Annotated in this window: 30 protein-coding genes and 3 tRNA genes; 25 read left to right on the top strand and 8 right to left on the bottom strand. The window is 30.2% G+C overall.

The genetic code is table 11. From position 1 onward, the window contains the following. Positions 1-3: 3 nt before the first annotated feature. The gene (locus ACFQ5N_RS02465; RefSeq protein WP_386807433.1) at positions 4-1110 is read left to right on the top strand and encodes a peptidylprolyl isomerase; all 1107 of its coding nucleotides are present in this window, start codon (positions 4-6) and stop codon (positions 1108-1110) included. A gap of 19 nt (positions 1111-1129) precedes the next feature. Then, the gene (locus tag ACFQ5N_RS02460; RefSeq protein WP_386807431.1) at positions 1130-1702 is read left to right on the top strand and encodes a phosphatase PAP2 family protein; all 573 of its coding nucleotides are present in this window, start codon (positions 1130-1132) and stop codon (positions 1700-1702) included. Here the strand turns inward: ACFQ5N_RS02460 and ACFQ5N_RS02455 are convergent. From ACFQ5N_RS02455 to ACFQ5N_RS02435, 5 genes are all read right to left on the bottom strand, one after another. Then, positions 1692-2363, bottom strand: a complete 672-nt coding sequence (locus ACFQ5N_RS02455; protein WP_386807429.1) for a hypothetical protein — start codon at positions 2361-2363, stop codon at positions 1692-1694. The genes ACFQ5N_RS02460 and ACFQ5N_RS02455 overlap by 11 nt on opposite strands. 12 nt (positions 2364-2375) lie before the next feature. After that, positions 2376-3944 (bottom strand): ArnT family glycosyltransferase, encoded by a 1569-nt coding sequence (locus ACFQ5N_RS02450; RefSeq protein ID WP_386807427.1) that lies wholly within the window; start codon positions 3942-3944, stop codon positions 2376-2378. Positions 3945-4007: 63 nt separating this feature from the next. Continuing rightward, positions 4008-5585, bottom strand: coding sequence for an ArnT family glycosyltransferase (locus ACFQ5N_RS02445; protein ID WP_386807426.1), 1578 nt, complete (start codon positions 5583-5585; stop codon positions 4008-4010). 63 nt (positions 5586-5648) lie between these two features. Then, the gene (locus tag ACFQ5N_RS02440) at positions 5649-6272 is read right to left on the bottom strand and encodes a lipid-A-disaccharide synthase N-terminal domain-containing protein (RefSeq protein ID WP_386807425.1); all 624 of its coding nucleotides are present in this window, start codon (positions 6270-6272) and stop codon (positions 5649-5651) included. Next, complete coding sequence (locus tag ACFQ5N_RS02435) at positions 6272-6985, bottom strand: glycosyltransferase family 2 protein (RefSeq protein ID WP_386807424.1); 714 nt, start codon at positions 6983-6985, stop codon at positions 6272-6274. The genes ACFQ5N_RS02440 and ACFQ5N_RS02435 overlap by 1 nt, the downstream gene beginning before the upstream one ends. Before the next feature lie 317 nt (positions 6986-7302). On the opposite strand from ACFQ5N_RS02435, the gene cysS reads away from it, so the two are divergent. Genes cysS through lgt form a run of 3 tightly spaced genes read left to right on the top strand, consistent with a single transcriptional unit; the run spans position 7303 to position 9893 of the window. After that, positions 7303-8775 carry a cysteine--tRNA ligase gene (cysS, locus tag ACFQ5N_RS02430; protein WP_386807423.1) on the top strand — a complete coding sequence of 491 codons (1473 nt, stop codon included), beginning with the start codon at positions 7303-7305 and terminating at the stop codon, positions 8773-8775. A gap of 9 nt (positions 8776-8784) precedes the next feature. Further along, entirely contained in the window at positions 8785-9027 is a 243-nt protein-coding gene (gene yidD, locus ACFQ5N_RS02425; protein WP_386807560.1) for a membrane protein insertion efficiency factor YidD, read from the top strand. A gap of 56 nt (positions 9028-9083) precedes the next feature. Next, positions 9084-9893, top strand: a complete 810-nt coding sequence (lgt, locus tag ACFQ5N_RS02420) for a prolipoprotein diacylglyceryl transferase (protein ID WP_386807422.1) — start codon at positions 9084-9086, stop codon at positions 9891-9893. A gap of 52 nt (positions 9894-9945) precedes the next feature. On the opposite strand, the gene ACFQ5N_RS02415 is transcribed toward lgt, so the two are convergent. Then, positions 9946-10716, bottom strand: coding sequence for a C40 family peptidase (locus tag ACFQ5N_RS02415; RefSeq protein WP_386807420.1), 771 nt, complete (start codon positions 10714-10716; stop codon positions 9946-9948). 9 nt (positions 10717-10725) lie between these two features. Then, positions 10726-11901, bottom strand: coding sequence for an acetyl-CoA C-acyltransferase (locus tag ACFQ5N_RS02410; RefSeq protein ID WP_386807418.1), 1176 nt, complete (start codon positions 11899-11901; stop codon positions 10726-10728). A gap of 202 nt (positions 11902-12103) precedes the next feature. On the opposite strand from ACFQ5N_RS02410, the gene ACFQ5N_RS02405 reads away from it, so the two are divergent. From ACFQ5N_RS02405 to ACFQ5N_RS02380, 6 genes are all read left to right on the top strand, one after another. Further along, complete coding sequence (locus ACFQ5N_RS02405; RefSeq protein WP_386807416.1) at positions 12104-14155, top strand: HD family phosphohydrolase; 2052 nt, start codon at positions 12104-12106, stop codon at positions 14153-14155. A 102-nt stretch (positions 14156-14257) separates the two neighbouring features. Continuing rightward, positions 14258-14341, top strand: a tRNA-Ser gene (locus tag ACFQ5N_RS02400). A gap of 21 nt (positions 14342-14362) precedes the next feature. Further along, positions 14363-14437 (top strand) — tRNA-Pro (locus ACFQ5N_RS02395). 29 nt (positions 14438-14466) lie between these two features. Next, positions 14467-14540: transfer RNA gene (locus ACFQ5N_RS02390), tRNA-Arg, on the top strand. 141 nt (positions 14541-14681) lie between these two features. Continuing rightward, a complete protein-coding gene (locus tag ACFQ5N_RS02385; protein WP_386807414.1) occupies positions 14682-15869 on the top strand; it encodes a phage integrase SAM-like domain-containing protein in 1188 nt (395 codons plus the stop codon). Positions 15870-16008: 139 nt separating this feature from the next. Then, positions 16009-16332 carry a hypothetical protein gene (locus tag ACFQ5N_RS02380; RefSeq protein WP_386807412.1) on the top strand — a complete coding sequence of 108 codons (324 nt, stop codon included), beginning with the start codon at positions 16009-16011 and terminating at the stop codon, positions 16330-16332. Here the strand turns inward: ACFQ5N_RS02380 and ACFQ5N_RS02375 are convergent. After that, the gene (locus ACFQ5N_RS02375) at positions 16315-16725 is read right to left on the bottom strand and encodes a helix-turn-helix domain-containing protein (protein WP_386807410.1); all 411 of its coding nucleotides are present in this window, start codon (positions 16723-16725) and stop codon (positions 16315-16317) included. The genes ACFQ5N_RS02380 and ACFQ5N_RS02375 overlap by 18 nt on opposite strands. A gap of 184 nt (positions 16726-16909) precedes the next feature. On the opposite strand from ACFQ5N_RS02375, the gene ACFQ5N_RS02370 reads away from it, so the two are divergent. From ACFQ5N_RS02370 to ACFQ5N_RS02305, 14 genes are all read left to right on the top strand, one after another. After that, positions 16910-17149 (top strand): helix-turn-helix transcriptional regulator, encoded by a 240-nt coding sequence (locus ACFQ5N_RS02370; protein WP_386807408.1) that lies wholly within the window; start codon positions 16910-16912, stop codon positions 17147-17149. Next, complete coding sequence (locus ACFQ5N_RS02365; RefSeq protein ID WP_386807406.1) at positions 17139-17450, top strand: hypothetical protein; 312 nt, start codon at positions 17139-17141, stop codon at positions 17448-17450. Before ACFQ5N_RS02370 ends, ACFQ5N_RS02365 begins: the two co-directional genes overlap by 11 nt. 194 nt (positions 17451-17644) lie before the next feature. After that, positions 17645-17779, top strand: coding sequence for a hypothetical protein (locus ACFQ5N_RS02360; protein ID WP_386807405.1), 135 nt, complete (start codon positions 17645-17647; stop codon positions 17777-17779). A gap of 9 nt (positions 17780-17788) precedes the next feature. Then, entirely contained in the window at positions 17789-17977 is a 189-nt protein-coding gene (locus tag ACFQ5N_RS02355; RefSeq protein ID WP_386807403.1) for a hypothetical protein, read from the top strand. A gap of 11 nt (positions 17978-17988) precedes the next feature. Further along, positions 17989-18330: a hypothetical protein gene (locus tag ACFQ5N_RS02350; protein WP_386807401.1), complete on the top strand. Its 342-nt coding sequence runs from the start codon at positions 17989-17991 to the stop codon at positions 18328-18330. A 13-nt stretch (positions 18331-18343) separates the two neighbouring features. Continuing rightward, positions 18344-18547, top strand: a complete 204-nt coding sequence (locus ACFQ5N_RS02345; protein WP_386807399.1) for a hypothetical protein — start codon at positions 18344-18346, stop codon at positions 18545-18547. A gap of 12 nt (positions 18548-18559) precedes the next feature. Continuing rightward, positions 18560-18892 (top strand): hypothetical protein, encoded by a 333-nt coding sequence (locus ACFQ5N_RS02340; RefSeq protein WP_386807397.1) that lies wholly within the window; start codon positions 18560-18562, stop codon positions 18890-18892. A gap of 274 nt (positions 18893-19166) precedes the next feature. Beyond that, positions 19167-19532 (top strand): DUF3127 domain-containing protein, encoded by a 366-nt coding sequence (locus ACFQ5N_RS02335; protein ID WP_386807395.1) that lies wholly within the window; start codon positions 19167-19169, stop codon positions 19530-19532. Between the two features lie 10 nt (positions 19533-19542). Continuing rightward, positions 19543-20397, top strand: a complete 855-nt coding sequence (locus tag ACFQ5N_RS02330) for a helix-turn-helix domain-containing protein (RefSeq protein WP_386807393.1) — start codon at positions 19543-19545, stop codon at positions 20395-20397. Then, the gene (locus tag ACFQ5N_RS02325; RefSeq protein WP_386807391.1) at positions 20398-20916 is read left to right on the top strand and encodes a hypothetical protein; all 519 of its coding nucleotides are present in this window, start codon (positions 20398-20400) and stop codon (positions 20914-20916) included. It begins immediately after the preceding gene. After that, entirely contained in the window at positions 20907-21722 is an 816-nt protein-coding gene (locus ACFQ5N_RS02320) for an AAA family ATPase (RefSeq protein ID WP_386807389.1), read from the top strand. The genes ACFQ5N_RS02325 and ACFQ5N_RS02320 overlap by 10 nt, the downstream gene beginning before the upstream one ends. Beyond that, positions 21723-21974, top strand: coding sequence for a hypothetical protein (locus ACFQ5N_RS02315; RefSeq protein ID WP_386807387.1), 252 nt, complete (start codon positions 21723-21725; stop codon positions 21972-21974). It begins immediately after the preceding gene. Continuing rightward, a complete protein-coding gene (locus tag ACFQ5N_RS02310; RefSeq protein WP_386807385.1) occupies positions 21949-22278 on the top strand; it encodes an HNH endonuclease signature motif containing protein in 330 nt (109 codons plus the stop codon). The genes ACFQ5N_RS02315 and ACFQ5N_RS02310 overlap by 26 nt, the downstream gene beginning before the upstream one ends. Before the next feature lie 130 nt (positions 22279-22408). Then, a complete protein-coding gene (locus ACFQ5N_RS02305; protein ID WP_386807383.1) occupies positions 22409-22906 on the top strand; it encodes a hypothetical protein in 498 nt (165 codons plus the stop codon). Position 22907: the final 1 nt, after the last annotated feature.

The following is a 22907-nucleotide window of genomic DNA, read 5'->3' as shown; positions in this document are numbered from 1 at the left end:
TAAATGAAGTTATTTAAGTTAAGTTTCTTAATTCTATCAGTACTTGTAATATCTTGTAAACCTGCAAAATATGCAGATTTAGAAGATGGTTTATATGCTGATGTTGTTACAAATAAAGGTGATATTTTATTGAAATTAGAATTTGATAAAACACCAGTTACTGTTGCAAATTTTGTTTCTTTAGCTGAAGGAAGTAATGATTTTGTAACAGACTCTTTAAAAGGGAAACATTATTACAACGGAACTGTATTTCACAGAGTAATTCCTGATTTTATGATTCAAGGAGGAGATCCTTTAAGCACAGGTTCAGGTGGTCCGGGTTATAAGTTTATAGATGAGTTTCCTAAAGATTCTTTAGGGAATTTAGTTTTAACACACGCTTCATCTGGAGTTTTGTCAATGGCAAATTCTGGTCCTGAAACTAATGGATCTCAATTTTTTATTACTCATAAAGATACGCCTTGGCTTGATGGAAAGCATACAGTTTTTGGAAATGTTGAAATAGGACAAGAAGTAGTTGACTCTATTGTTAAAAATGATACTATTAAAAGTATAGATATTATTAAAGTAGGTAAGGCAGCTAAATCTTTTAAAGCAGCTGAAGTATTTTCAAATCATTATACAGAGTATTTAGCAAAAAAGAGCAAGCAAGAAGAAGTTCAAAAATTAGCTGTAAAAACTGCTTTGTGGAAATTTAATGAGGCTTTACCTGGGGCTATTGAGCTTCCTTCTGGATTGAAATACGCAATTACTGATACTAAAAATGGCGTAAAACCTACTTCAGGAGATATGGTTAGAGTTCATTATGCAGGGTATTTTTCTGATGGTCGCTTGTTTGATACTAGTTATGAAAAAGTAGCAAAGGATTATGGAAAATTTGACAAAGAAAGAGCGCGTAAAAATGGTTATGCACCTTTTAAAACTGTTTATGGTCCTGAAGCTCGTTTAATTCCTGGCTTTAAAGAAGGGTTACAACAAATGAGTGTGGGTGATAAGGCAATTTTCTTTATTCCTTCTCATTTAGGATATGGTGCGCAAGGTGCTGGTGGTGTAATTCCTCCAAATACCGATTTGGTTTTTGAACTTGAATTGGTTGAAATAGTTAAATAATAAAATAAGTTAGTATTCAATGATCGATTCTTTAATAAATTATGATGTTGAATTGCTAATTTTCCTAAATAATTTAGGAACAACAAAATGGGATGGCTTCTGGTTATTTATGACAAATAAATACAGCGCCATCCCTTTATATATTTTATTACTTTTTTTTACTTATAAGTATTACGGTTTTAAAAAAACTATAGTGGTGCTAGTTTTTATAGCTTTACTAATTGCAGTATCAGACCAAACTAGTAATTTATTTAAATACGGTTTTAAAAGGTTAAGACCTTGCCATAATGAAACAATACAGCCTTTAATTCGTTTGGTAAAAGCAAGTTGTGGTGGTAAATATTCTTATTTTTCTGCGCACGCAGCCAATTCTATGGCAATTGCCATATTTTTTGGAATGTTGTTTAAAAAACAACAAAGATTTTTACTCTCAGTTTTAGTTTTATGGGCTTTAATTGTTGCTTATAGCCGTGTTTATATTGGTGTACATTTTCCGTTAGATATACTTACAGGAGTGTTTTTTGGAAGTGTGTATGGATTCCTTTTTTATACAATTGCCAATTTATTTCTAAAAAAATATATTAAGAATTAACTGAATAAATACTTTTATTTAGCGGATTTAAAAATATTAAAAAGAAAATAACTCCAAAAGCAAGCTCGTACAGTTCCCATTTTCTTTCGGCAGGCATAAGCATAATTAACGCTGTACACGATAAAAAAGCAATGGTATGTTGCCATTTTACAATAGGAACAGCAAACATATTTGCTAAATTTTTAATTCCTTCAAATTTACGATACAATAACGGAGCTATAATTAAATAGATTATTAAAATCACTGTTAAAAGCTGACTAAAAATAATTTTATTTACTTTTTTTCCATCTACCACCATATTATGTAGGTTGGTTTCCCCTTGGGCGTTGTTTTCTAAAAAGTATTCTGAAGATTCTACATTAAATATACGTTGTCCCCAAGAAATTTCTTCTCCTGTTCCAAATAAAAAAATGAGCGCTAACATTAATATGCCAAATTTCCATAATGGTTTTTTAAACTTTTGTAATTTAAAAAAACGATAAAGAAGTAGTAACGACGAAAAGAATAAAAATACAGCTGTACCGTATTCTACATAACCATCTTCCTTTGCATAAACGGTATCAAAATAAATTGTATCGGTGTTTGAAAAGTAAATTCCAAATCCGAATACGATTACTAAAAATGTAAATGCTATTTTCTCTATTTGCGTGAGTGTTTTCATATGTCAAAAGTATTATTTTTTTGTAACTAAATAAAATTGGCTGATAAGTCTATCTTTTTGTTTAGCTCCAACATTTAAATTGTATGTTTTAATAAATTCTAAATTGTAATTGGTGTTTAATTCGATACTAATTTTATTGAAGTTTTCACTAGATAAAAGCAAGCCAAATTTGTTTTCAGTTGGGGTTTTTATGTCGTTATTTTTATAAATGTTTTTAATTTTGCCATTGTAGTCCCAAATAAATTCAGGTGTTAAATTCCCAATAGCATATGTGTTTATTGAATGTTTTTCTTCATATTTATGAAGAGAATTGATTGGTGTAAAAGCCTCATTTTTGTTAAATACTTTTGAAATAGGAAGCCCAAATACAAATACTGAAACTAAAAAACACACACTTAAATAAAATGTATTTTTCATGTTTTTTTGAACTAAACTTCTAAATAGTAATATTCCAATAATTAATAATACAACTGCTGTTAGTATATAATTGGTAATAAATAGCTTTAAAGAATCATTTAAAATAACATATAAAATTATTGGAACACTAACGCCAATAGTTGCAATTAAGCCAAAATTAAAATATACTGGAAGTGTATCTTTTTTCTTCGATAAATTTGAAAACTCTTTGATTAAGAATTGGATGTAAAACCCTGTGTTTAAAGCTAACGGTATTAATACAGGCATTAAATAACGCGCTTTTTTTTCAGGAATTGTAGAAAGTAATACCACTGCAATTATTGTCCATAAAAACGTGAATTTGTAGATTTTTTTATGAAGTACTCGGTGAATCATATATGGATATAACAAACCTATAAATGCTGGAATTGTCCATAAACCAGATTGAATAAAGAAACTCCAGTAATAATAAAATGGTTTTACATTATAGCTACTCCAATTATCTGTTTCTCTACTGGCAATTGCTAAAAAAGCTTCAGGATCTGCATAGCGAACGTATATAAACCACCAGCTTCCAATTATTAAAAATAGTAGTATAAAACTTATAAATGGAACTATTTTTTGTTTAAAAGTCTTAAACTTAAAAACAATTCCGTATGAAATTAAAAAAGGTAAAAATAGCGCGAATAAAGAAACCGGACCTTTACTTAACATTGATAATCCAAAAAAAACAGCAGCTAAAAAAGCGTTTTTCCAAATAGCTTTATTTTCTTCAAAAAAATTGAATAAAAAATAGAGGCCAGCAAACATAAATCCGTGTGCAAAAATATCCCAAGGAGCTTCATTTATAATTCCAATTACATAAAATGAAGTCACTAAAATTAAGCTATTTCTAAAACTATGATTTTTTGATAGGGATAATTTCAATGAAAAATAATAGGAAAAGATTCCTAAAAACAACACCATGAACGCTGCAGGAAGTCGTAAAGCAAATAAACTATTTGCTCCAAATAACATTGCAGATATGGCTGTTAACCAAGTTGGTAAAGGAGGTTTTTGATATCTTGGTTCTCCGTTCATAGTTGTTAATAACCAATTATTGTCCTGAATCATTTCTCTGCTTGTAATAAAATTACGAGCTTCCATAATGGTAATATTTGGTACATCTAAATGTATTAAAAGCATTAGTAAAACAATTATTGTTAAACTAAGTATCGGAAACTTTTCTATAGTTTTAATCATTTTCATTTAATAATATACAAGATGTTTTCCTAAAACTTTCTTGTGTTTAAATTTATTTATAAATAACTGAACTGAAGTTGGAATTGTATCTCTTTTACGCACAACCAAATAAGTTGGTTCGTCTAAATTCATATTTGAAACTCTTTCTTTTCCTTCATCTGTAAAGTAATCAATTAAGTGTTCTTTATACGCATTACTTGTTTCAAATTGAGTTTCTCGTTGCGTAGTTGGTGTGTGGTGTTTAATTGTTATAATTTTTTGATTTAAGTAAAAAGGTAAAGCAGGAATAATTGAGCTGTAAACAATTACTTTAGGCTTAGTTTGAGAATTTTCCTGAATAAATTTAGCTAATGGTTTTACAGAGTTTATTTTAAGTTCATTATCCTTAAATAAATAATTGGCAGATAAAATTACAGAAATTATAAAAACGACTCCTAAATATGTTGGTTTTAAGTAATTTGTGTTCGCAATTTTTTTTGAAATAGTTATGCTAAAACTTATAGAAATAACTAAAATAATAAGCGCATAAATTTTATGGATTTCAAACCCAAGATTCAAATTTAAAAAAGCCAATACAACAATAGAGCAGGTGATTAAGCCAATTAAAAACAGATAAATTTTAGAAAATAGTTGAATATTTTTTGCTGAACAGTGGCTTAAGTTTTTTGCTGAAAATATTGCTATAATAAAATATGTTGGAAATATATATAAGATTAATTTTGATGTTGATAATGATAAAATTAACAAGAACACCAAAAAGGTAACTATTAAAATAAAATCTGTTTTCTTTTCTTGAATAATGGTTTTAATGTTCTTTTTAAAATATAAAAACAAATAAAACACCCAAGGTAATCCAAGTACAGGAATTAATAATAGGTAATAATAAAAAGGTTTTGCACGATTAAATTTGTTTTTTGTAACACGTTCAACAAGTTGATTGTTAAAGAAATAATCTAATAATCCTTCGTTGTTTTTAATTGCTAAAACATACCAACTAGCCGCAACAATTAAAAAAAGTATAAAACCTAAAAATTGATGTATAGTAGTTTCAATTTTATCTTTATAAATAATTTTATATGTTATTATAAATGTAAGTGGAACAATAAAACCAACCGGACCTTTTGTCTCAAAAATGAGCCCTAAAAACAAATAAAACAAGTACAATAAATATGTTTTTTGCTGTTGTTTGTACTGAAGCCAAAAGTAAATTGAGGCTAAAATAAATGTGGTTAAATAAGCATCGGTTGTAAGTGTTCTAACAGCTATAATAGCAATTGGCAATGAGAAATAAATAAGTGTTGCGGTAAAAGCTAATTTTTCGTTTTTATAAAGTAGTAACGTAATTTTAAAAACAAAAAACAATTGAAATATTAGTGCTACTTGCATAAAAAAACGAGCAGCAAATTCATTTACTCCAAATAGTTGATATCCTAAAGCTGTTAAATAATAGGTTACAGGTGGTTTATGTAAGTGTTTTATGCCCAGTAATGTAGGGTTTATGTAATCCTTGCTCATATACATTTCTTTTCCAATTTCAGCATAACGAGCCTCGCTACTGTCGGTTAAACCCCAACTTCCCAGCATAAATATTAATACCAAAAAGGCTGTAAATAAGAATATGTATAATTTACTTTTCACTATAAACTGTTAAGTGTGTTGTTTTTTTAAAAGAAGTATATTTCTGAAATAAATTACAGAACCCATAATATGTCCAGCCAACAAAACAGGGTCTTTTCTATAAACGGCATAAATTAAAATCATAATTGATCCAGTTAAGCTTAACATCCAAAACCCAAATGGCAACGTTGATTCTTTATTTTTTTCAGAATAAATCCATTGATATATAAAGCGAAGTGTAAAAATTAGTTGTGCCACACTTCCCCAAATTAACAACTCTAATGGTATAGCATCGTTTCTAAATAATTTATCTAGATCGTATGAATTGTTGTTGTAGGAGTAAATTACAAGTAATATGGGAAAAATCCATAAAAATAATCGTAGTAATTTAGGTGCTTTTTGCCATTCTCCCTGCAATTGTAGGTTTCTAATGTAAATGAAATAAGTAAGTGCTTGCCCCATCATAATAGCAAAATCTTCACGTAAATATCCGTAAACAAAAAGTAAAAATGAAGCAATTAAACTTAATTTCCAAAATAGGGAAGGTGTTAATACTTTTTTGTTTTTTTCAGAAATTATCCATTGTAAGATAAGGCGACCTGAAAATAAAAGTTGCGCAAAAAAACCAACACTGTATATTAGCCAACTACTCATTAACCTTTTGTGTCAACCGTATAATTTATATATTTTTTCTTCATCCATAAATAAGCAAAGCAGTCAATTAGCGGACCTATTAAACGATTCCAAAGACCATATTTAGCTTCACCAGCAATACGCGGAAAATGTTGTACAGGAATTTGTTTGATGCTTCCGTGTTGCAATAAAATCATAGCAGGTAAAAAACGATGTAAACCTTTAAACATTGGGATTTTTTTTGCAAAATCAGTTTTTATAACCTTTAAAGGGCAACCAGTATCGTCCATTCCATCGTGTGTAAAAGAACGTCTTATTCCGTTAGCAATTGTTGAAGACATGTTTTTTACAAAAGAATCTTTTCTATTTGCTCTTACACCAGTAACTAAATCATACTCTTCAATATGCTCTAAAAGTAAATTAAAATCTTCAGGAGCAGTTTGTAAATCAGAATCTATATAGCCAACAAGTTCTGTATCACAATTGTTAAATCCGGCCGAAATAGCGGCGCTTAAACCACAGTTTTCTTTAAAATTAATGAATGTAAAATCATTATTATTCTCACAAATTTGTTCAATTAATTGTTGACTTTTATCTATGCTACCGTCATTTACAAAAAGAATTTTTGTTTTTTTAGTTGCAATTTTAATGTATTTTGAAAGTTCCTTTTCAACTCGTTCAAGATTTTCTTCTTCGTTATAAACAGGAACAATTATAGTAAATTGATATTGCATAAATTAGATTTAAGGTTTTAATAAACTTTAACTACTATTTATAGTAAAAAAAGCAGCGACAAAACTATTCTAAATTAATTCGTTTAGCTATTAATTTGTTGTTAATAATTTCAAAATATGGTGAAATAAATATTTTCAAATTTTGAAAACGTTCAAAGATATGTTTTTTCTTTAAAACTAAATTAATTTAATAGCCGTGATTTCTTCTAGTTTTAAATAAAAACAACTGTAAAATCAAGCTAAAAACCTATGTAGTATAAATTTTCACATTACATATTTGTTTTTATCTTTACCAATTCAAAAACAAGCATTCATAGATGGAGTTATATAAAACAAATCAGTTAAAAATTTACAATTCTTTAAGTAAAACAAAAGAAGTTTTCACACCTGTTTTAGAGGGGAATGTTGGAATGTATGTTTGTGGCCCAACAGTTTATAGCAACGTACATTTAGGAAACGTTAGAACTTTTATGTCTTTTGATATGATTTTTCGCTACCTAAAACATTTGGGTTATCAAGTAAGATATGTTAGAAATATTACTGATGCAGGACACTTGACTGATGATGATGCTGAAGATAAAATTTCTACCAAAGCAAGATTAGAACGTATAGAACCAATGGAAGTGGTGCAGCGTTATACGGTAGATTTTCATGAAACTTTAAAAACTATTAATAATTTACCGCCTAGTATTGAGCCAACAGCAACTGGGCATATTGTTGAGCAAATTGAAATTATTAAAGATATTTTAGAGAAAGGATTGGCTTATGAAGTAAATGGATCTGTTTATTTTGATGTATTGAAATACAATGAAAAGGAACATTATGGAATTCTTTCAGGAAGAAATATTGAAGATACAGTTGAAAATACAAGAAGCCTTGATGGACAATCTGAAAAGAAAAACCCGCAAGACTTTGCACTTTGGAAAAAAGCCGATGAACAGCATATTATGCGTTGGCCTTCGCCTTGGAGCGATGGTTTTCCTGGTTGGCATTTAGAATGTTCAGCAATGAGTACAAAATATTTAGGTGAAACATTTGATATTCACGGTGGAGGAATGGATTTAAAATTTCCACATCATGAGTGTGAAATTGCACAGTCTAAAGTTAATAATGGTGTTAATCCTGTAAATTATTGGATGCACGCTAATATGTTGATTTTAAACGGACAAAAAATGTCAAAATCAACAGGGAATTTTATTTTACCAAATCAAATATTCTCAGGAGAAAATGATATTTTAAGCAAAGCATTTTCACCAAGTGCAACTAGATTTTTTATGTTGCAAGCCAATTACCGTAGTATTTTAGATTTTACAAATGCAGGTTTAGAAGCTTCAGAAAAAGGTTATGTAAAATTAATGGAAGCAATTACTAGCTTAAATAAAGTTGAAGCAAGTAAAACATCGTCTATTGACTTTCAAGCATGGAAACAAAAGTGTTATGAAGTTATGAATGATGATTTTAACACGCCTATGTTAATTGCAAACTTATTTGAGGCTGTAAAGTATATTAATTTACTTATTACTAAAAAAGCTACTATTTCAGAAGCAGACTTAGATGATTTTAAAGAAACAATAAATGCGTTTGTATTTGATATTTTAGGCTTAAAAAATGAATTACAAGAAGATAGTTCAGATAAATTATCGGGTGTTGTAGAAATGTTGATTGCAATGCGTAAAGAAGCGCGAGACAATAAAGATTGGGCACTTTCTGATAAAATTAGAGACAAATTAGCAGCTTTAGGAATTCAGTTAAAAGATGGGAAAGAGGGCACTACTTTTTCTGTAAATTAATTGAAAAGTATTACAAAAATATTGGCAATTCCATTTATTTGGTTGGTGCGCTTTTATCAAGCGGCAATTTCTCCTTATACACCATCAAGTTGTAGGTATTCTCCAACGTGTTCAAATTACACTTTAGAAGCCTTGCAAAAACACGGTGTTTTTAAAGGCGGATGGTTGGCTTTAAAGAGAATTGGAAGTTGTCATCCTTGGGGAGGAAGTGGTTACGATCCTGTTCCAGAAAAAGAAGAATTAAAAAAGTAAATCATTCATTAATTCTTCTTCAAATAAATTATATTTACAACTCTAAAATAGTATTCATGACTTTACTTCAAATAGATTGGAATCCAGCTCCAGAAATTTTTAAAATTGGCCCATTTGCCGTTCGTTATTACAGCTTAATGTTTGTAATAGCATTTATGTTGGGACTGCATTTAATGAAAAAAATATTTATTGAAGACAAAATTTCTTTAGAGAAGTTAGATTCATTATTTATTTATGTGGTAGTTGGTACGTTATTAGGTGCCAGATTAGGGCATTTTATTTTTTATGATCCACAATTTTTGTTTGAAAAACCATTAGAAGTTATTTTACCTGTTAGATTCTCTCCTAAATTTGAGTTTACTGGGTTTGCAGGTTTAGCAAGTCACGGAGCGGCTATTGGAATAATAATTTCATTGTATATTTTTAGTAGAAAAACACTTAAAAAACCATTGTTGTATATTTTAGATAGAGTAGTGGTGGTGTCATCAATTGGTGGTGCTTTTGTGCGTATTGGGAATTTAATGAATTCTGAAATTATTGGTAAACCTACAAATTCAAATTATGGGTTTGTATTTAGAAGATTGGGAGAAGATTTTCCTCGTCATCCGGCACAATTGTATGAAGCATTTAGTTATGTTATAATTTTTGCGGTATTGTGGTATGTGTATTGGAAAACGGATAAAAAAGAAAAGTACGGTTATTTATTTGGTTTGTATTTTGTGTTAATGTGGTCTGCACGATTTGTGGTTGAATTTTTTAAAGAAGCACAAGTTGATGAACGCGCTAGTTGGGCTTTAAATACAGGACAATGGTTAAGTATACCACTAATACTTTTAGGTTTTTACTTAATGTTTAGAAAGAAATAATAAATAGTATATATTTAAAAAAAATCCCCTTTTTTATAAAAGGGGATTTTTTTTAAATAATTTTTTTAATTACACGTAGTTTGTGTGTGTGCCTTTGCGTATCTACATTAAAAATACCGCTGTGGTCAATTCTATCAATTCTAACTTTTCCGTGCGCATGGATAATATAATTATCATTCATAATAATTCCAACATGTGTAATAGCGCCTTCATTATTATCAAAAAAAGCTAAATCTCCAGGTTCACTTTCTTCAATAAAACTTAACACTTCACCTTGAGTAGCTTGTTGTGAGGCATCACGAAGTAATTTGTAACCGCATAATTTATATACTATTTGAGTAAAACCAGAACAATCAATTCCAAAAGGTGTTTTTCCACCCCACAAATAAGGCGTGTTTAAAAATTTATAAGCAATTTCAATTAGTGCTTCTTTTGGTTTTTTTCCAACATAAACTTCACCTTCGTAATTAAAAGAAGCTTTATTTACACTTAATTTTTGATTGTTGTAAAAAGGTAAATTACTACCAATAGGAATGGTTAAAAAGTTTTGACGTTCATCTGCAGTGAAATCAATTATTTCTGCACTTAAATAACTTTTAGCGTTTTTAATTTCAAAGTAAGTTTCTTCAGTAATTTCTTCAAATTGTTTATTGTCAATCCAACCTTCGTAGTTGTCAAATGCCAAACGAATTTTACTCCATTTTTTACGCATTTCTAAAACTTTAAAATGTTCGCCAAAAAGTATTTGTGATACCATTTCACTGGTATCATTAGGTTCAATTCTTAAAGGAATAATACTTAAATTACAAATTCCGTAATTCATATAATTTTTTTAAAGACGTTCAATTACAATTGCACTTGCGCCACCACCGCCGTTACAAATTCCTGCAGCGCCGTATTTAGCATTTTGTTGTTCTAATATGGAAGTTAGTGCAATTACAATTCTAGCTCCCGACATTCCTAACGGATGCCCTAAAGAAACAGCACCTCCATTTATATTTACTTTATTAGGATCTAATCCTAGTATTTTTATATTGGCCAAGCCAACTACAGAAAACGCCTCATTCAATTCAAAATAATCAACTTCACTTTGTTTAATTCCTGCGTTTGCTAATGCTTTTGGTAATGCTTTTGCAGGAGCTGTTGTAAACCATTTTGGTTCATGAGCAGCATCAGCATATCCTTTAATTTTTGCTATAGGTTCTAATTTTAACTCTGCAGCTTTTTCAGCACTCATTAAAACTAATGCAGCGGCTCCATCATTTAAGGTAGAAGCATTTGCCGCCGTTACAGTTCCTTCTTTATTAAAAACAGGTGGTAAGGTTGGAATTTTCTCCATTTTCACCTGTTTGTATTCTTCATCTTCTAAAAAATAGATTGGTTCTCCTTTTCGTTGTGGAATTTTAACAGGAACGACTTCATTTACAAATTTTCCGTCTTCCCAAGCCTTTGCAGATCGTTTATAGGAAGTGATAGCAAAATCATCTTGGTCTTTTCTAGAAAAACCATATGTTGTTGCGCATAAATCACCACAAGTTCCCATATGTTCCCCATCGTAAACGTCAGTTAAACCATCAACTAAAAGACCGTCTTCAATTTTAATGTTTCCTAGTTTTGTTCCTTTTCTTCCAGCTACATAATGAGGAATGCTACTCATATTTTCCATACCGCCAGCAACAATAATGTTTGCATCGCCACATTTAATAGCTTGGGCAGCCAACATAATTGATTTCATTCCTGAAGAACATACTTTATTAATAGTTGTACACGGAACCGTATTTGGAATTCCAGCAAAAATAGCTGCTTGTTTTGCCGGCGCTTGACCTAAGCCTGCAGCAACAACATTTCCCATAAATACTTCATCAACCAAATTTGGATCTATATTTATTTTGTTTAAAGCACCTTTAATAGCAGCAGCACCTAATTTAGGAGCAGAAACGCTCGCTAAACTACCTAGAAACCTACCAATAGGAGTTCTAGCAACTGAAACTATTACCACTTCTTTCATATAAATAACATCAAAATTCAATTGCGAATTTAGGCATTTTTAGTCAATTTTTTAGGTTTTAAAATGCAGTTTGTTTTATATACTGAAAATGAGAGAGGTTAATGGTGTTTGTGAAATTGTAAAATATGTATAAAAAATAAAAATGTATTTGGAAATGAACATACCATAATAATTGTTATTTTTGAAATGCAAACTATACTTCGTGAAAAAAATAATAAACAAATTCCTTGTCAATCACTCGCTCATTTATAAATTGTTTTTATATGTAGCAACCATTTTTTTGGTGGTTTATTTATTTCCAAAAGGAGGGCAATTTAAGTACGAATTTCAAAAAGGGAAACCTTGGCAATATGAAAATTATTATGCGCCATTTGATTTTGCTATTCAAAAAACGCCTGAAGAAATTGATGAAGAAATTTTAAAAATTGAAAAGAACTCCGAACGTTTTTTTAAATATGATGAAGACATTGTAAGAAATGTTAAAAAAAATATTTTTGAGAAAGTTGCTGTTATTTTAGAAAATTCACAGTTGCCAAACGAAGTTAAGGTTGAACTAAACAGTGAAGTAACAACTATTTTAAACACTATTTATGAATATGGTTTTATTCAGGCTGATAGTGAATCAAAAATTAAACAAGCGGTTATTACCTTGCGTAGCGGTAAAACAATTCAACAAATTTCACCCAATAAACTTTTTAAATCTACACAATTATTGGCGTATATCAATTCTGAAATTGGCGTGCAACCAATGACGCAAGAAGAAAATACAATTTTAAATATTATTTATGAAGAGGTAAAACCCAATGTAAGTTTTGATGAAAGTTTTACAGATAAAGTGCTTAAAGAGAACCTGAGTGAAATTTCATATACCAAAGGTTTAATTTCTGAAAAAGAGCGTATTATTTTAAAAGGAGATATTGTTGAAGGGGAAAATTTAGCAATTTTAAATTCAATAAAAAGTGAGTTTGAATCACAAGTTTGGAGTAAATCAAATTATAATTGGATAGTTTCAGGTTATACTATTTTAGTGGCTTTGGCATTTTCTATGTTGTTTTTGTTTTTAAGAAAATACCGAGAAGAAATTTTTGAAAATAACACGAAAGTAACATTTATATTTTTTAATATTATTTTGGTAGTATTACTACTAACCATTATTGTAAAGTACGATGCAAAGTACATTTATATTGCCCCAATTGTTATTTTGCCATTAGTACTTAAAGCCTTTTTTGACGCGCGTTTGGGTTTATTTACACACGTGTTAACAGTGTTGCTTTTAGGATTTATTGTTCCTAATAGTTTTGAATTTATTTTTCTTCAAATTATTGCCGGAATTGTTACCATATTAACGATTTCAGAAATGTATAAAAGAGCCAATTTATTTATTTCAGTATTGCAAATTACGCTAGTATATTTTATTGCATATTTTGCATTCTCTATAATACAAGAAGGAAACGCCCAAAATTTAAATTATGAGAAATTTTTATATTTTGTGCTAAATGGAGCGGCAACTTTATTTGTGTTACCGCTTATTTATATTTTTGAAAAATTATTTGGTTTGGTTTCAGATGAATCTTTGAAAGAGCTTTCAAACACCAATTCAAAGCTTTTAAGAGAATTAGCTGAAAATGCACCAGGAACGTTTCAACATTCATTACAAGTAGCTAATTTGGCTGAAGCAGCGGCAAATGAGATCAATGCAAATTCTATGTTAGTGCGCACCGGAGCGTTGTATCATGATATTGGGAAAATGTTAAACCCAATGTATTTTACAGAAAATCAATCTACAAATGTAAATCCTCATAATGAGCTAACACCATCTGATAGTGCTCAAATTATTATTGATCATATTATAAAAGGTGTTGAATTAGCCAAAAAGAATAGATTACCAGATAGAATTATTGATTTTATAAGAACACACCACGGAACAAGTTTGGTGTATTATTTTTATAAATCTGAAGAAAAATTAAGTGGAAGTGCCAATCCTAAAGACTTTCAATATCCAGGGCCAATACCTTTTTCAAAAGAAACGGCCATTTTAATGATGTGTGATTCTGTAGAAGCAGCTTCAAAAAGTATTAAGGAGCCAACAGCTCAAGCTTTTGATACGTTAGTTGAAAAGATTGTAAATAAGCAAATGGACGATGGTCAATTTATGAATGCCGATATTACTTTTAAGGAGCTACAAATCATTAAAAAGGTGTTAAAGAAGAAGTTAAAGAACATTTACCATGTTAGAATTGAATACCCAGAATAATTTTTTTAATTTTTATTAAAAAAAAAGTAAAAAAAGGTTGTGTAAATGTAATTCTAACCTTACATTTGCACTCGCAAAAATAAGTTCATTTAACATATTTTAGGAGAGGTGCCAGAGTGGTAATGGAGCAGATTGCTAATCTGTCGACGGGAAACTGTCGCCAGGGTTCGAGTCCCTGTCTCTCCGCAAATTAAAAAGATAACCATTCGGGGTGTAGCGTAGCCCGGTTATCGCGCCACGTTTGGGACGTGGAGGCCGCAGGTTCGAATCCTGCCACCCCGACAATATCTTGGATTATTTATAATCCGAATGGTGGCATAGCTCAGCTGGATAGAGCACCTGCCTTCTAAGCAGGCGGTCGAAGGTTCGAATCCTTCTGCCATCACAACTAAAAAAAGCCTTGTAAGCACTATGTTTACAAGGCTTTTTTACTTTTACAACCTTTTTTAAAAATCTTAAATTTTGTTAAAATTATGTAAAAATGTGTACATTTACTGTATATTTGGTACACAAATAGTACGCAAAAATGAAGGCTGAAATAAAATTATATTGTAATAAGGAAACAAAACGCGGTTATCCGGTAATTTTATACGTTAGAAATGAAAAAATAAGAAAGCGTGTAAACATTGGATGGTTTTTTAAAAAACAAGATTGGAATTTTGAAACAGAAACACCAATTCCTTCCGCAGAAAATTTTGATTTAGTTTATCCGCTGTTATTAAACTACCGTAAGCAATTAAGTATGTTGCAATTTCACCAGGAAACAAATTTTCAAAAGTATGTTGAAGTGGTAAAAGGTAAAAAAGTTGAAACCGCAGATTTTTACACTTTTGCTGAAGGTTTAATTGCTGATTTAAAGCTGCGCGGAAAATTTTCAAATGCTCAAATTTATGGTTGGGTGTTAGATCAATTAAAAATTATAAAACCTGAATTGCCGTTTTCACAGTTTAATTATACGTTATTACGCGATTTTAAAAATCACAAGCAGCAGGAAGGTGTAAAAAATAGCACTATACACAATTATCTACGTACTTTGCGCGCCATTTACAATGAAGCGGTACTAATGAACGCAACAGAAGATTTGCAGCCGTTTAAAATGATATTTAAAGATTTAACGGTTCGTAAAAATAGAACCAAAAAAAAATACTTATCAATTAAAGGAATTAAAAAATTAGAAAAATTAGAAAACTTGCCGCCTGGTCAGCAATTTACATTGCAATTGTTTTTGTTACAGTTTTACTTTGGTGGTCAAGATTTAATTGATGTGTACTATTTGCGTACAAATCAAATAAAAAATAACCGTGTATATTTTGAACGAAAAAAAATAGGTGAGCGTGGTTATGAATTTGATTTGTTAATTATAAAAAAAGCGCAAAAAATTTTAAATAACTATGTTCCTGAAGGTGAATATGTGTTTCCAGGTAGAAAAGATTTTAAAGGTTACCAAAGTTTTAGAAGGCGATACCAAACCAATTTACATATTTTACAAAAAAAAGCTGCATTAAATGTAAAACCCAAAGGTGAAAATTTAGGAATTAAAGTTGCACGTTACACTTTTGCAAATCGCGCAAAAAAATTACATATTATTGAGGATGTTATACGTGAGTTAATGGGTCACGAAAGAAACGATATTGATACAATTTATAAAGATAAATATCCGCAAAAAACACGTGATAAAGCGTTGTTAAAAATTACTTCAACAAAAAATAAATAATTATTACTGAAAACCGTATAAAATTATGAATTATTTTAATATATACGGTTTTTATTAAATAAAATAAATGATTTTTGTCATATTTATGCAAAGGTTTTTAATGTAACTTTGATAGGCTATAAAAGAGATTTTATAAAATATGACTGTACAAAATTACGCTGTAAATGTTGTAAATAAATTAGGCGGTGCAACAATTGTTGTTGCTAAATTAGATGCATACAAAAAAATAGTAGCTTCAAATGATCGTTTTCACATTGATGTTACTATTTTTTATATTCACCAATTATATATTGGTCCGGTAGATTTTAGTTATGATTTTCAACAAAACAAAAAAGGCATTCAATATCGTTTAAAATTGTACACGCGTTTAGCTCAAAAATATAATTGTGCTTATTTACGTGGTGTAGTTGATTTTTATGAATTTGGTTTAAAACACGTAAGTAATTTACGTTTTATTGCTTAATTGCTTTGTGGTTTCTTCAGTTGATTGAATACGTTCCTGTAAATCCATTACAACCCTAAACATACGTAATAAATCACTTTGCACAATATTTTGTGTTTCTTCCAGTTTAGCCAATCTATTTAAAATATCAGTTTTATTTTTAGTAAATGGATGTGATAATTCCGGAAAAGTTTCAGTTGAAAGCATTTCTCCTTCACCAGTTTCCAACCATTCCGGATTTAAACTTGGTAGAACTTTAGTTATATTAAATACTATTTTATCGCTTATTTTCTTCTTTCCGCTGATCATCATTGACACATAATTTGGTGTAATATCCATCATTTCAGCAAATACTATGTTATTTACTCCTATTTTTTCAATGACTTGTTTTAGTCTAATTCCTTGATTTTCCATTAGTTACAGTTTTTAGTTTTAAATAAATTAAACTTTTGTTATATTTTATTTGTTTTAAATATAACTTTTGTTATATATTTGTAGTAGTTATTTAGTTATTTACACGCAAATATAACTTTTGTAAGCGTAATACTAAAATAATAGAGTATAAATACTACATAAATAGTATAAAATCAAAAGAAAAATGAAAACTACACTATCAAAAACAGAACTAAAAGTTGCTTCCTATATAAGTGAAGGAATGATTTCAAAAGAAATTGCAGACAAAATGTGTGTTAGTGTAAACACAGTGCGCACACATACACGCAGCATACGCCGTAAATGGGCTGCAAAAAACATAGCAGATATTACACGCATATTTATTTTATCACTTCCAAATATTGTGTGTTTGTTAAACAATAAACAGTTAGAAAATGAATATTAATGTATCAGAATTTATGGATCACTTAAAAGAAAACAATTTACTTATTGTTTCGCGTAGTGATTACGAAAACGGCGAAAATGTTGCCAATGCTAAATTGTTAAAAAAACAAAAAAGCTTATTAAACAAGCCTGCTGTTACACCATATGAAATGGTGAAATACAAATTAACACATTACAATTCTATTACCGGAATAAAAGCAAGCCAATTGTTTAAACCTGGTGAAATGTACCACAACTCAAAAGGTAAATTAATGGTTGTAACCAGTGCTGTAAAAAGAATAAGAACAAATAAACATTTATAATCTATGGTTTTATCAAGATTCCTTCCGCAATCGCTTTTACTGTTATTTTTTACACATATGTTGGTAACACAGCTTAAAGCGTATCACTTAAAAAACTCTTTTAAAAATCAAAATCAACTTGTAAGCTTAATAATTGGATTGGCATTTATACTACTAATGTTAGTTTGGGGTGGGTTTTTTACACCTATAAGTCAATGGTAAAAAAAGTAATGGCAAAAGTAAAAAGAACCTACAAAAAGCCGCAGGAATGTAACAATAAAGAATTGTGTTATCCTGAAGATTGGTTTGAAAATATTGAAAAATGTAAAAAGTGTAACAAATTAAAATAAGTAAAAAAAATGATTTATTCAGAAGATCAAAAACCGCCAACAAGTGAATTAAAAAAATTACAACTACGTAAATTTTGGTTTTATAATATCAATCCAATCACTGGATTTAGAGATTCAAAACAGCATCCGCAACCTGCTTATGATGGAACTGCTGAAGTAATTGAAACTAAAAAACCTGCCTTTAGATTGGCAATTTAAAAGCTTCAATTATGCAAATAACTAACAACACTACCACAGCAACGTTAAACCAGGATAAGTTATTGAATTTAATAATTGATCAGCGTATTGTAAAACTGGAAGGCATTTTTGAAAAGAAACATCAACAGCAGTTTTTAAATCTGCCGGAAAACGCATTTCACGCGCATTTGTATATGTGTTTGGTGGAATTAGGATTAAAAGCTTCTGAAATTACTGATGTGTATGATGTTAGTTTTTCTGAATTAACACGCATTTTAAAAGCCTGCCATACTAAAATGTTGGTAAATAAAATGTTTGAAAATTATTTATACCAAATACACTTACAGTGTAAACGCTTAAAAATAGCAGCTTAAACTTAAAAAAGATATGGAAACAAAAAAAGATGAACCGTTTAGTTTATACGCAAAATTTCACTTTGCATTAGAAGGGTTTGATATTTGGAGCAACGGCCAAAAATTTAACCGTTGGGAAGTATTTGCTTCAGGAATTACAAATGCTGAATTATTATTTAATAATAAAACTATTTACGAATTACTACCAAAAGAAGATGTGTTTGGTGAAGTAGCTTAAAACAAAATTACAATGCAAAAAGATAATTTAAAATTCAACTGGAACAAATGGCGCAACCGTTGGGTATGGTTTAACGGTAAAAAAATGAAACTACGCCATTACATTGCTGTTAATTCAAAATTAATGGTGCAATGCAACAAAAAAGGATGGGCCGGAGTAGATCATTATTTAAACTATAAAATATGCCTTAGCCGTTACGGTTTAGCAGGATTAAAACACTATGAAAACAGATTTTACAAAGGTGTGCCAATGCCATACAACCAAACAATGTTTCAAAAAATTGGGTTATGGTTTCAAAACAAAATTATAGTACTTAAAAACTATATAAAAACATTTAAAGCGTAATAGCAATGCCGGATATTAACTCTTTGCTTGTCGGCAAGGTTGCTATCTGTAATGCGTGAGTCAAAAGGTTGCCGGCGGATGCTAAAAAGTTATCATACAACCAAAATTACAGTAAGACTGACTGCGGTGAAAGTGCCGCAAAAATTTAAAAATTATGGAAATAAATTTCACAACAGTAGTAGCAGCAGGGTTATTAATAACCTTTGCAATTGGTTGGTATTTAATACTGACAGACGATCCAAAACAAATTGATTAATTAATAATAGATAAACAAATGGAAGTAGTAGGTAAAATTAAAAAGATTGATGAAACCAAAACATACGGTGCAAGCGGTTTCAGAAAAAGAGAAATGGTTGTTACAACAAATGAACAATATCCGCAGCCAATTATGATGGAATTTGTGCAGGATAAATGCGATTTGTTAAACAAATTTAAAATTGGTGATGATGTAAAGGTATCAATCAATTTGCGTGGTCGTGAATGGATTAATCCGGAAGGTGAAGCGGTGTATTTCAATCAAATACAAGGTTGGCGCATTGAAGCTATTGAAGAAGGTTCTGCAATACCACCTGCTGCGGCTCCTGTTGCTCCAGTTGCAAAACCTTCAGATGATAATAATCCGGATGATTTACCATTTTAATTAAAGAAGTATGAAAGTAAAACGCGAATTTAAAGGGGTTTGGATTAATCGCAATGTGTGGTTAAATACAGAACTAACAATACACGAAAAGTTTTTGTTGGTGGAGATTGATAGTTTAGACAATGAAAGTTCGTGTTTTGCTTCCAACGATTACTTTGCGGAGTTTATGGGTGTTGATCCACGCAGTATTCAACGTAATATAAAATCATTAATTGACAAAGGTTATTTAGAACGTAAATTAGTGTATAAACCCAATTCAAAAGAAGTTGAAAAACGTTTATTAACAGTTACTCAAAACATTAACGGCAAGGTGGTGACAAAAGTGTCACCAGGGGTGGTGTCAGAAGTGTCACCAGGTGGTGACAAAAGTGTCGCAGATAGTAATACAACTTATAACTATACTACTACTACTAAACAAATAAGCGAAAATTTTGAGTTAATTGAAAATATAGCAAGAAAATTAAAACGTACTGGTCCGGAAGTAATTGCAATGGTTCCTGTATTTGTGAATTACTGTATTTCAATAGAAAAAAAACATAATAACAATACTGATTTGTTTAGTCATTTTGGGTATTGGATTGAAAAACAAACTTTCAGTTCAGATGATGCAAAAATTGAGTGGTTTATAAAAATGTTTAACAAAGTTTCAAAACAAACTTTTATTGCAACTGATGAAGTAAAAAAAGCTTTTGAAAAACAATTAGCAAATGGATTTACTGGAGAACAAATGAAAACTGCGTGTAAAAATATGTATTCAAGCGATCCAAAAAACAAATTTCATTTACAAAGTGGTTTTGTACACGCAACACCAACACACTTATTAAAAGATGATAATGTAAACAAATATTTAAACCAACGATTTTAAATGAGTGTTTTTAAACATATAAAAGAAGCTACTTATCAAATTGAGTTACTTAAAAAACGGTTGCCAAATGTTAAAAATCCGCAGCAGCAACAAAATTTATTGAAGTTAACAAACAGCTTTATAATGTTGTTGAATGATTGCGAAGCGTTATTGGCTCAAAATATGAAAACAGATGTTATTGATCGTTTATTATTAGCACGTATGTACAGCCAATTGTTTGGTGCTGATGGTAACATTAACATTCACGGAATTGTAAACAATATTGAAAATAATTTAATTGAAAGTAAACAACTACAAAAACACCGCATTATTAACTTCCTGCAACAAAAAGAAATTGAAAACACAATAAACCAATTACCAAGTAAAAAAAGCCAAAGCGGTTATTATAAGGTAAATGCTTCAGCTGATCAACAAAACAAAGTGGCTAAACAATTAAAAGAAATTACTTCAACTGCTGAATATGATGCTATGATTGAAGAACTATTAAACAGCTTAAAACAAACTATTGAATGGAATTAGTTAAACTAAATACAACACCAACAAAAACGGTTGATGCGCTTAAATTAGCTGATTATAGAATTAAAGCTTCTGATCCTATTCCTGGCAATGTGTATGTTGCTGAAATAAAAAACACAAAGAAATTCAGCCGCAAAAATATAAGTGCCTGGAAAGGAAAAGCTAAAGCTAAAAAAACCTTTGCAATGACAATGTGGGGTTCTTCAATAATTGCAGGTTTAGATTTATACACCACATTTAGAAGTTATAAAAAAAATCAACTATTGTGGATTGATACAGAAATGTCACCGGTTGATGCGCAACGTGTAGCAATTAGAATGGAAAAGTTAACAGGTAACACAGATAATTTGTTTTTGTATGGCTTTAGACCGTTATCACCTGCACAGCGTATTGAAAAGATTGAAGAAGCATTAAAACTTCATAAACCGGATGTATTAGTAATTGATGGTGTACGTGATTTAGTTTGGAATATTAATGATCCGGTTGAAAGTACAACAGTTGTAACATTAATAATGAAATGGTCCTTTGATTATGATATGCACATTGCAGTTGTTATACACCAAAACAATGAAGGTGGTGCGCGTGGTCACATTGGAACTGAATTGGAAAACAAAGCTGAAACAGTTATTGGTGTGGTGCGAGATGAAACAGATATTAACATTAGTGAAATATCAGAATCATTTGGACGTGGAAAAGGATTTGATCCGTTTGAGTTCTTTATTGATGATGATGGTGTGCCGGTTGTTGGCGGTGTAGATTTAGATAATAGTTTTCCTGTAATTGATCCTGAAGAAGATGCACCGTTTTAAATGAAAACAAAGGAATTACATATTGATGTTAGCAAAGCAATGGCTATTTGCATTAAGCACGGACTAAAAGTATATCCGGTTGCTTCAGGTCGTAAGTTTAAAATTGAAGTTGATAACAACGGAACTTTGAAACGATACAATAAAGAAGTTGTTTCAAAAGAATTAAACAAAGCTATGAGCGTAACATATAAACATTTTGCAGTACAATTTTTAAAACAAGATACAAATGCCAACAGCACCAAAAAGAATTAAACGACACTGGCAAAAGCCACGTGTAAAACAACAACGCGTTGTTGATATGAGTTGGTTTTACAACAGTTGGAAGTGGCGTAAGTTTAGCAAAGCATACAAACAACGTAATCCAATTTGCTGCAAGTGTGAAGCTGAAGGAGTAATTGAGCCGGCAACAGTAACAGATCACATTGTGCGTTACGTTAACGGTGGTCCTGGATTTGATTTAAATAATTTAAAAGATGAATACTATCAACCGTTATGTGACTTTCATCACAACCAAAAGAGTGGTAAAGAAGCGCACGGTTTTAAACAGAAAAAATAAGGGGTATGGGGTAAAATCCATAGCGCGATGCAACCACCTACATCGACTGCTAGTTGCAATTTTACTCATAGTAAATATTGAGTTAGGGGGGGTAAGTAATTGAAATTAAAAGAATTGAAAAAAATAGAGTATGAAAGTAGTACATAATTCAAACGGTATAAAACAACATGAAGAACCGCCAACTTCAGAAGAAAAAGCGTTGTATGAAATTTTAGAAAAATTGCCGCAACCACGCAAATATTTTAATTTAAACCAGGATCAAAAAAAATTGTGGTATTGGTTTGGTTCTCAATTTTTATCTACCAAACAATTTGTTGAAGGTGATTTGGTTCATTTACAAAATGCAGCCATTAGTTTAGATGCGCGTAATAAAATGATTGCAGTAATTAATAAATTAAATGCCGCCGATAAAATAAACGGAACAGCAGGTTGGGTGCAAGTATTTGCAAATAAAACAACCAATGTTTCAGGCTACCAAACAATGTATGAAAAAGCCACAAAGCAATTAAATGAAGTATCTGCACATTTTGGTTTAAGTTTTAGAGATCGTAAAAAATTAGCAATGGAATCTGCTGAAACCGGACAATTAGATTTATTTGAAACCTTTTTACAAAAACAAGCTTTATAAA

Origin of the sequence: Lutibacter holmesii, from assembly GCF_042679665.1 — a bacterium.
Lineage (GTDB): Bacteria > Bacteroidota > Bacteroidia > Flavobacteriales > Flavobacteriaceae > Lutibacter > Lutibacter holmesii.
The sequence above is the reverse complement of the archived record's forward strand: the minus strand, read 5'-3'. Positions and strand labels throughout refer to the sequence as shown.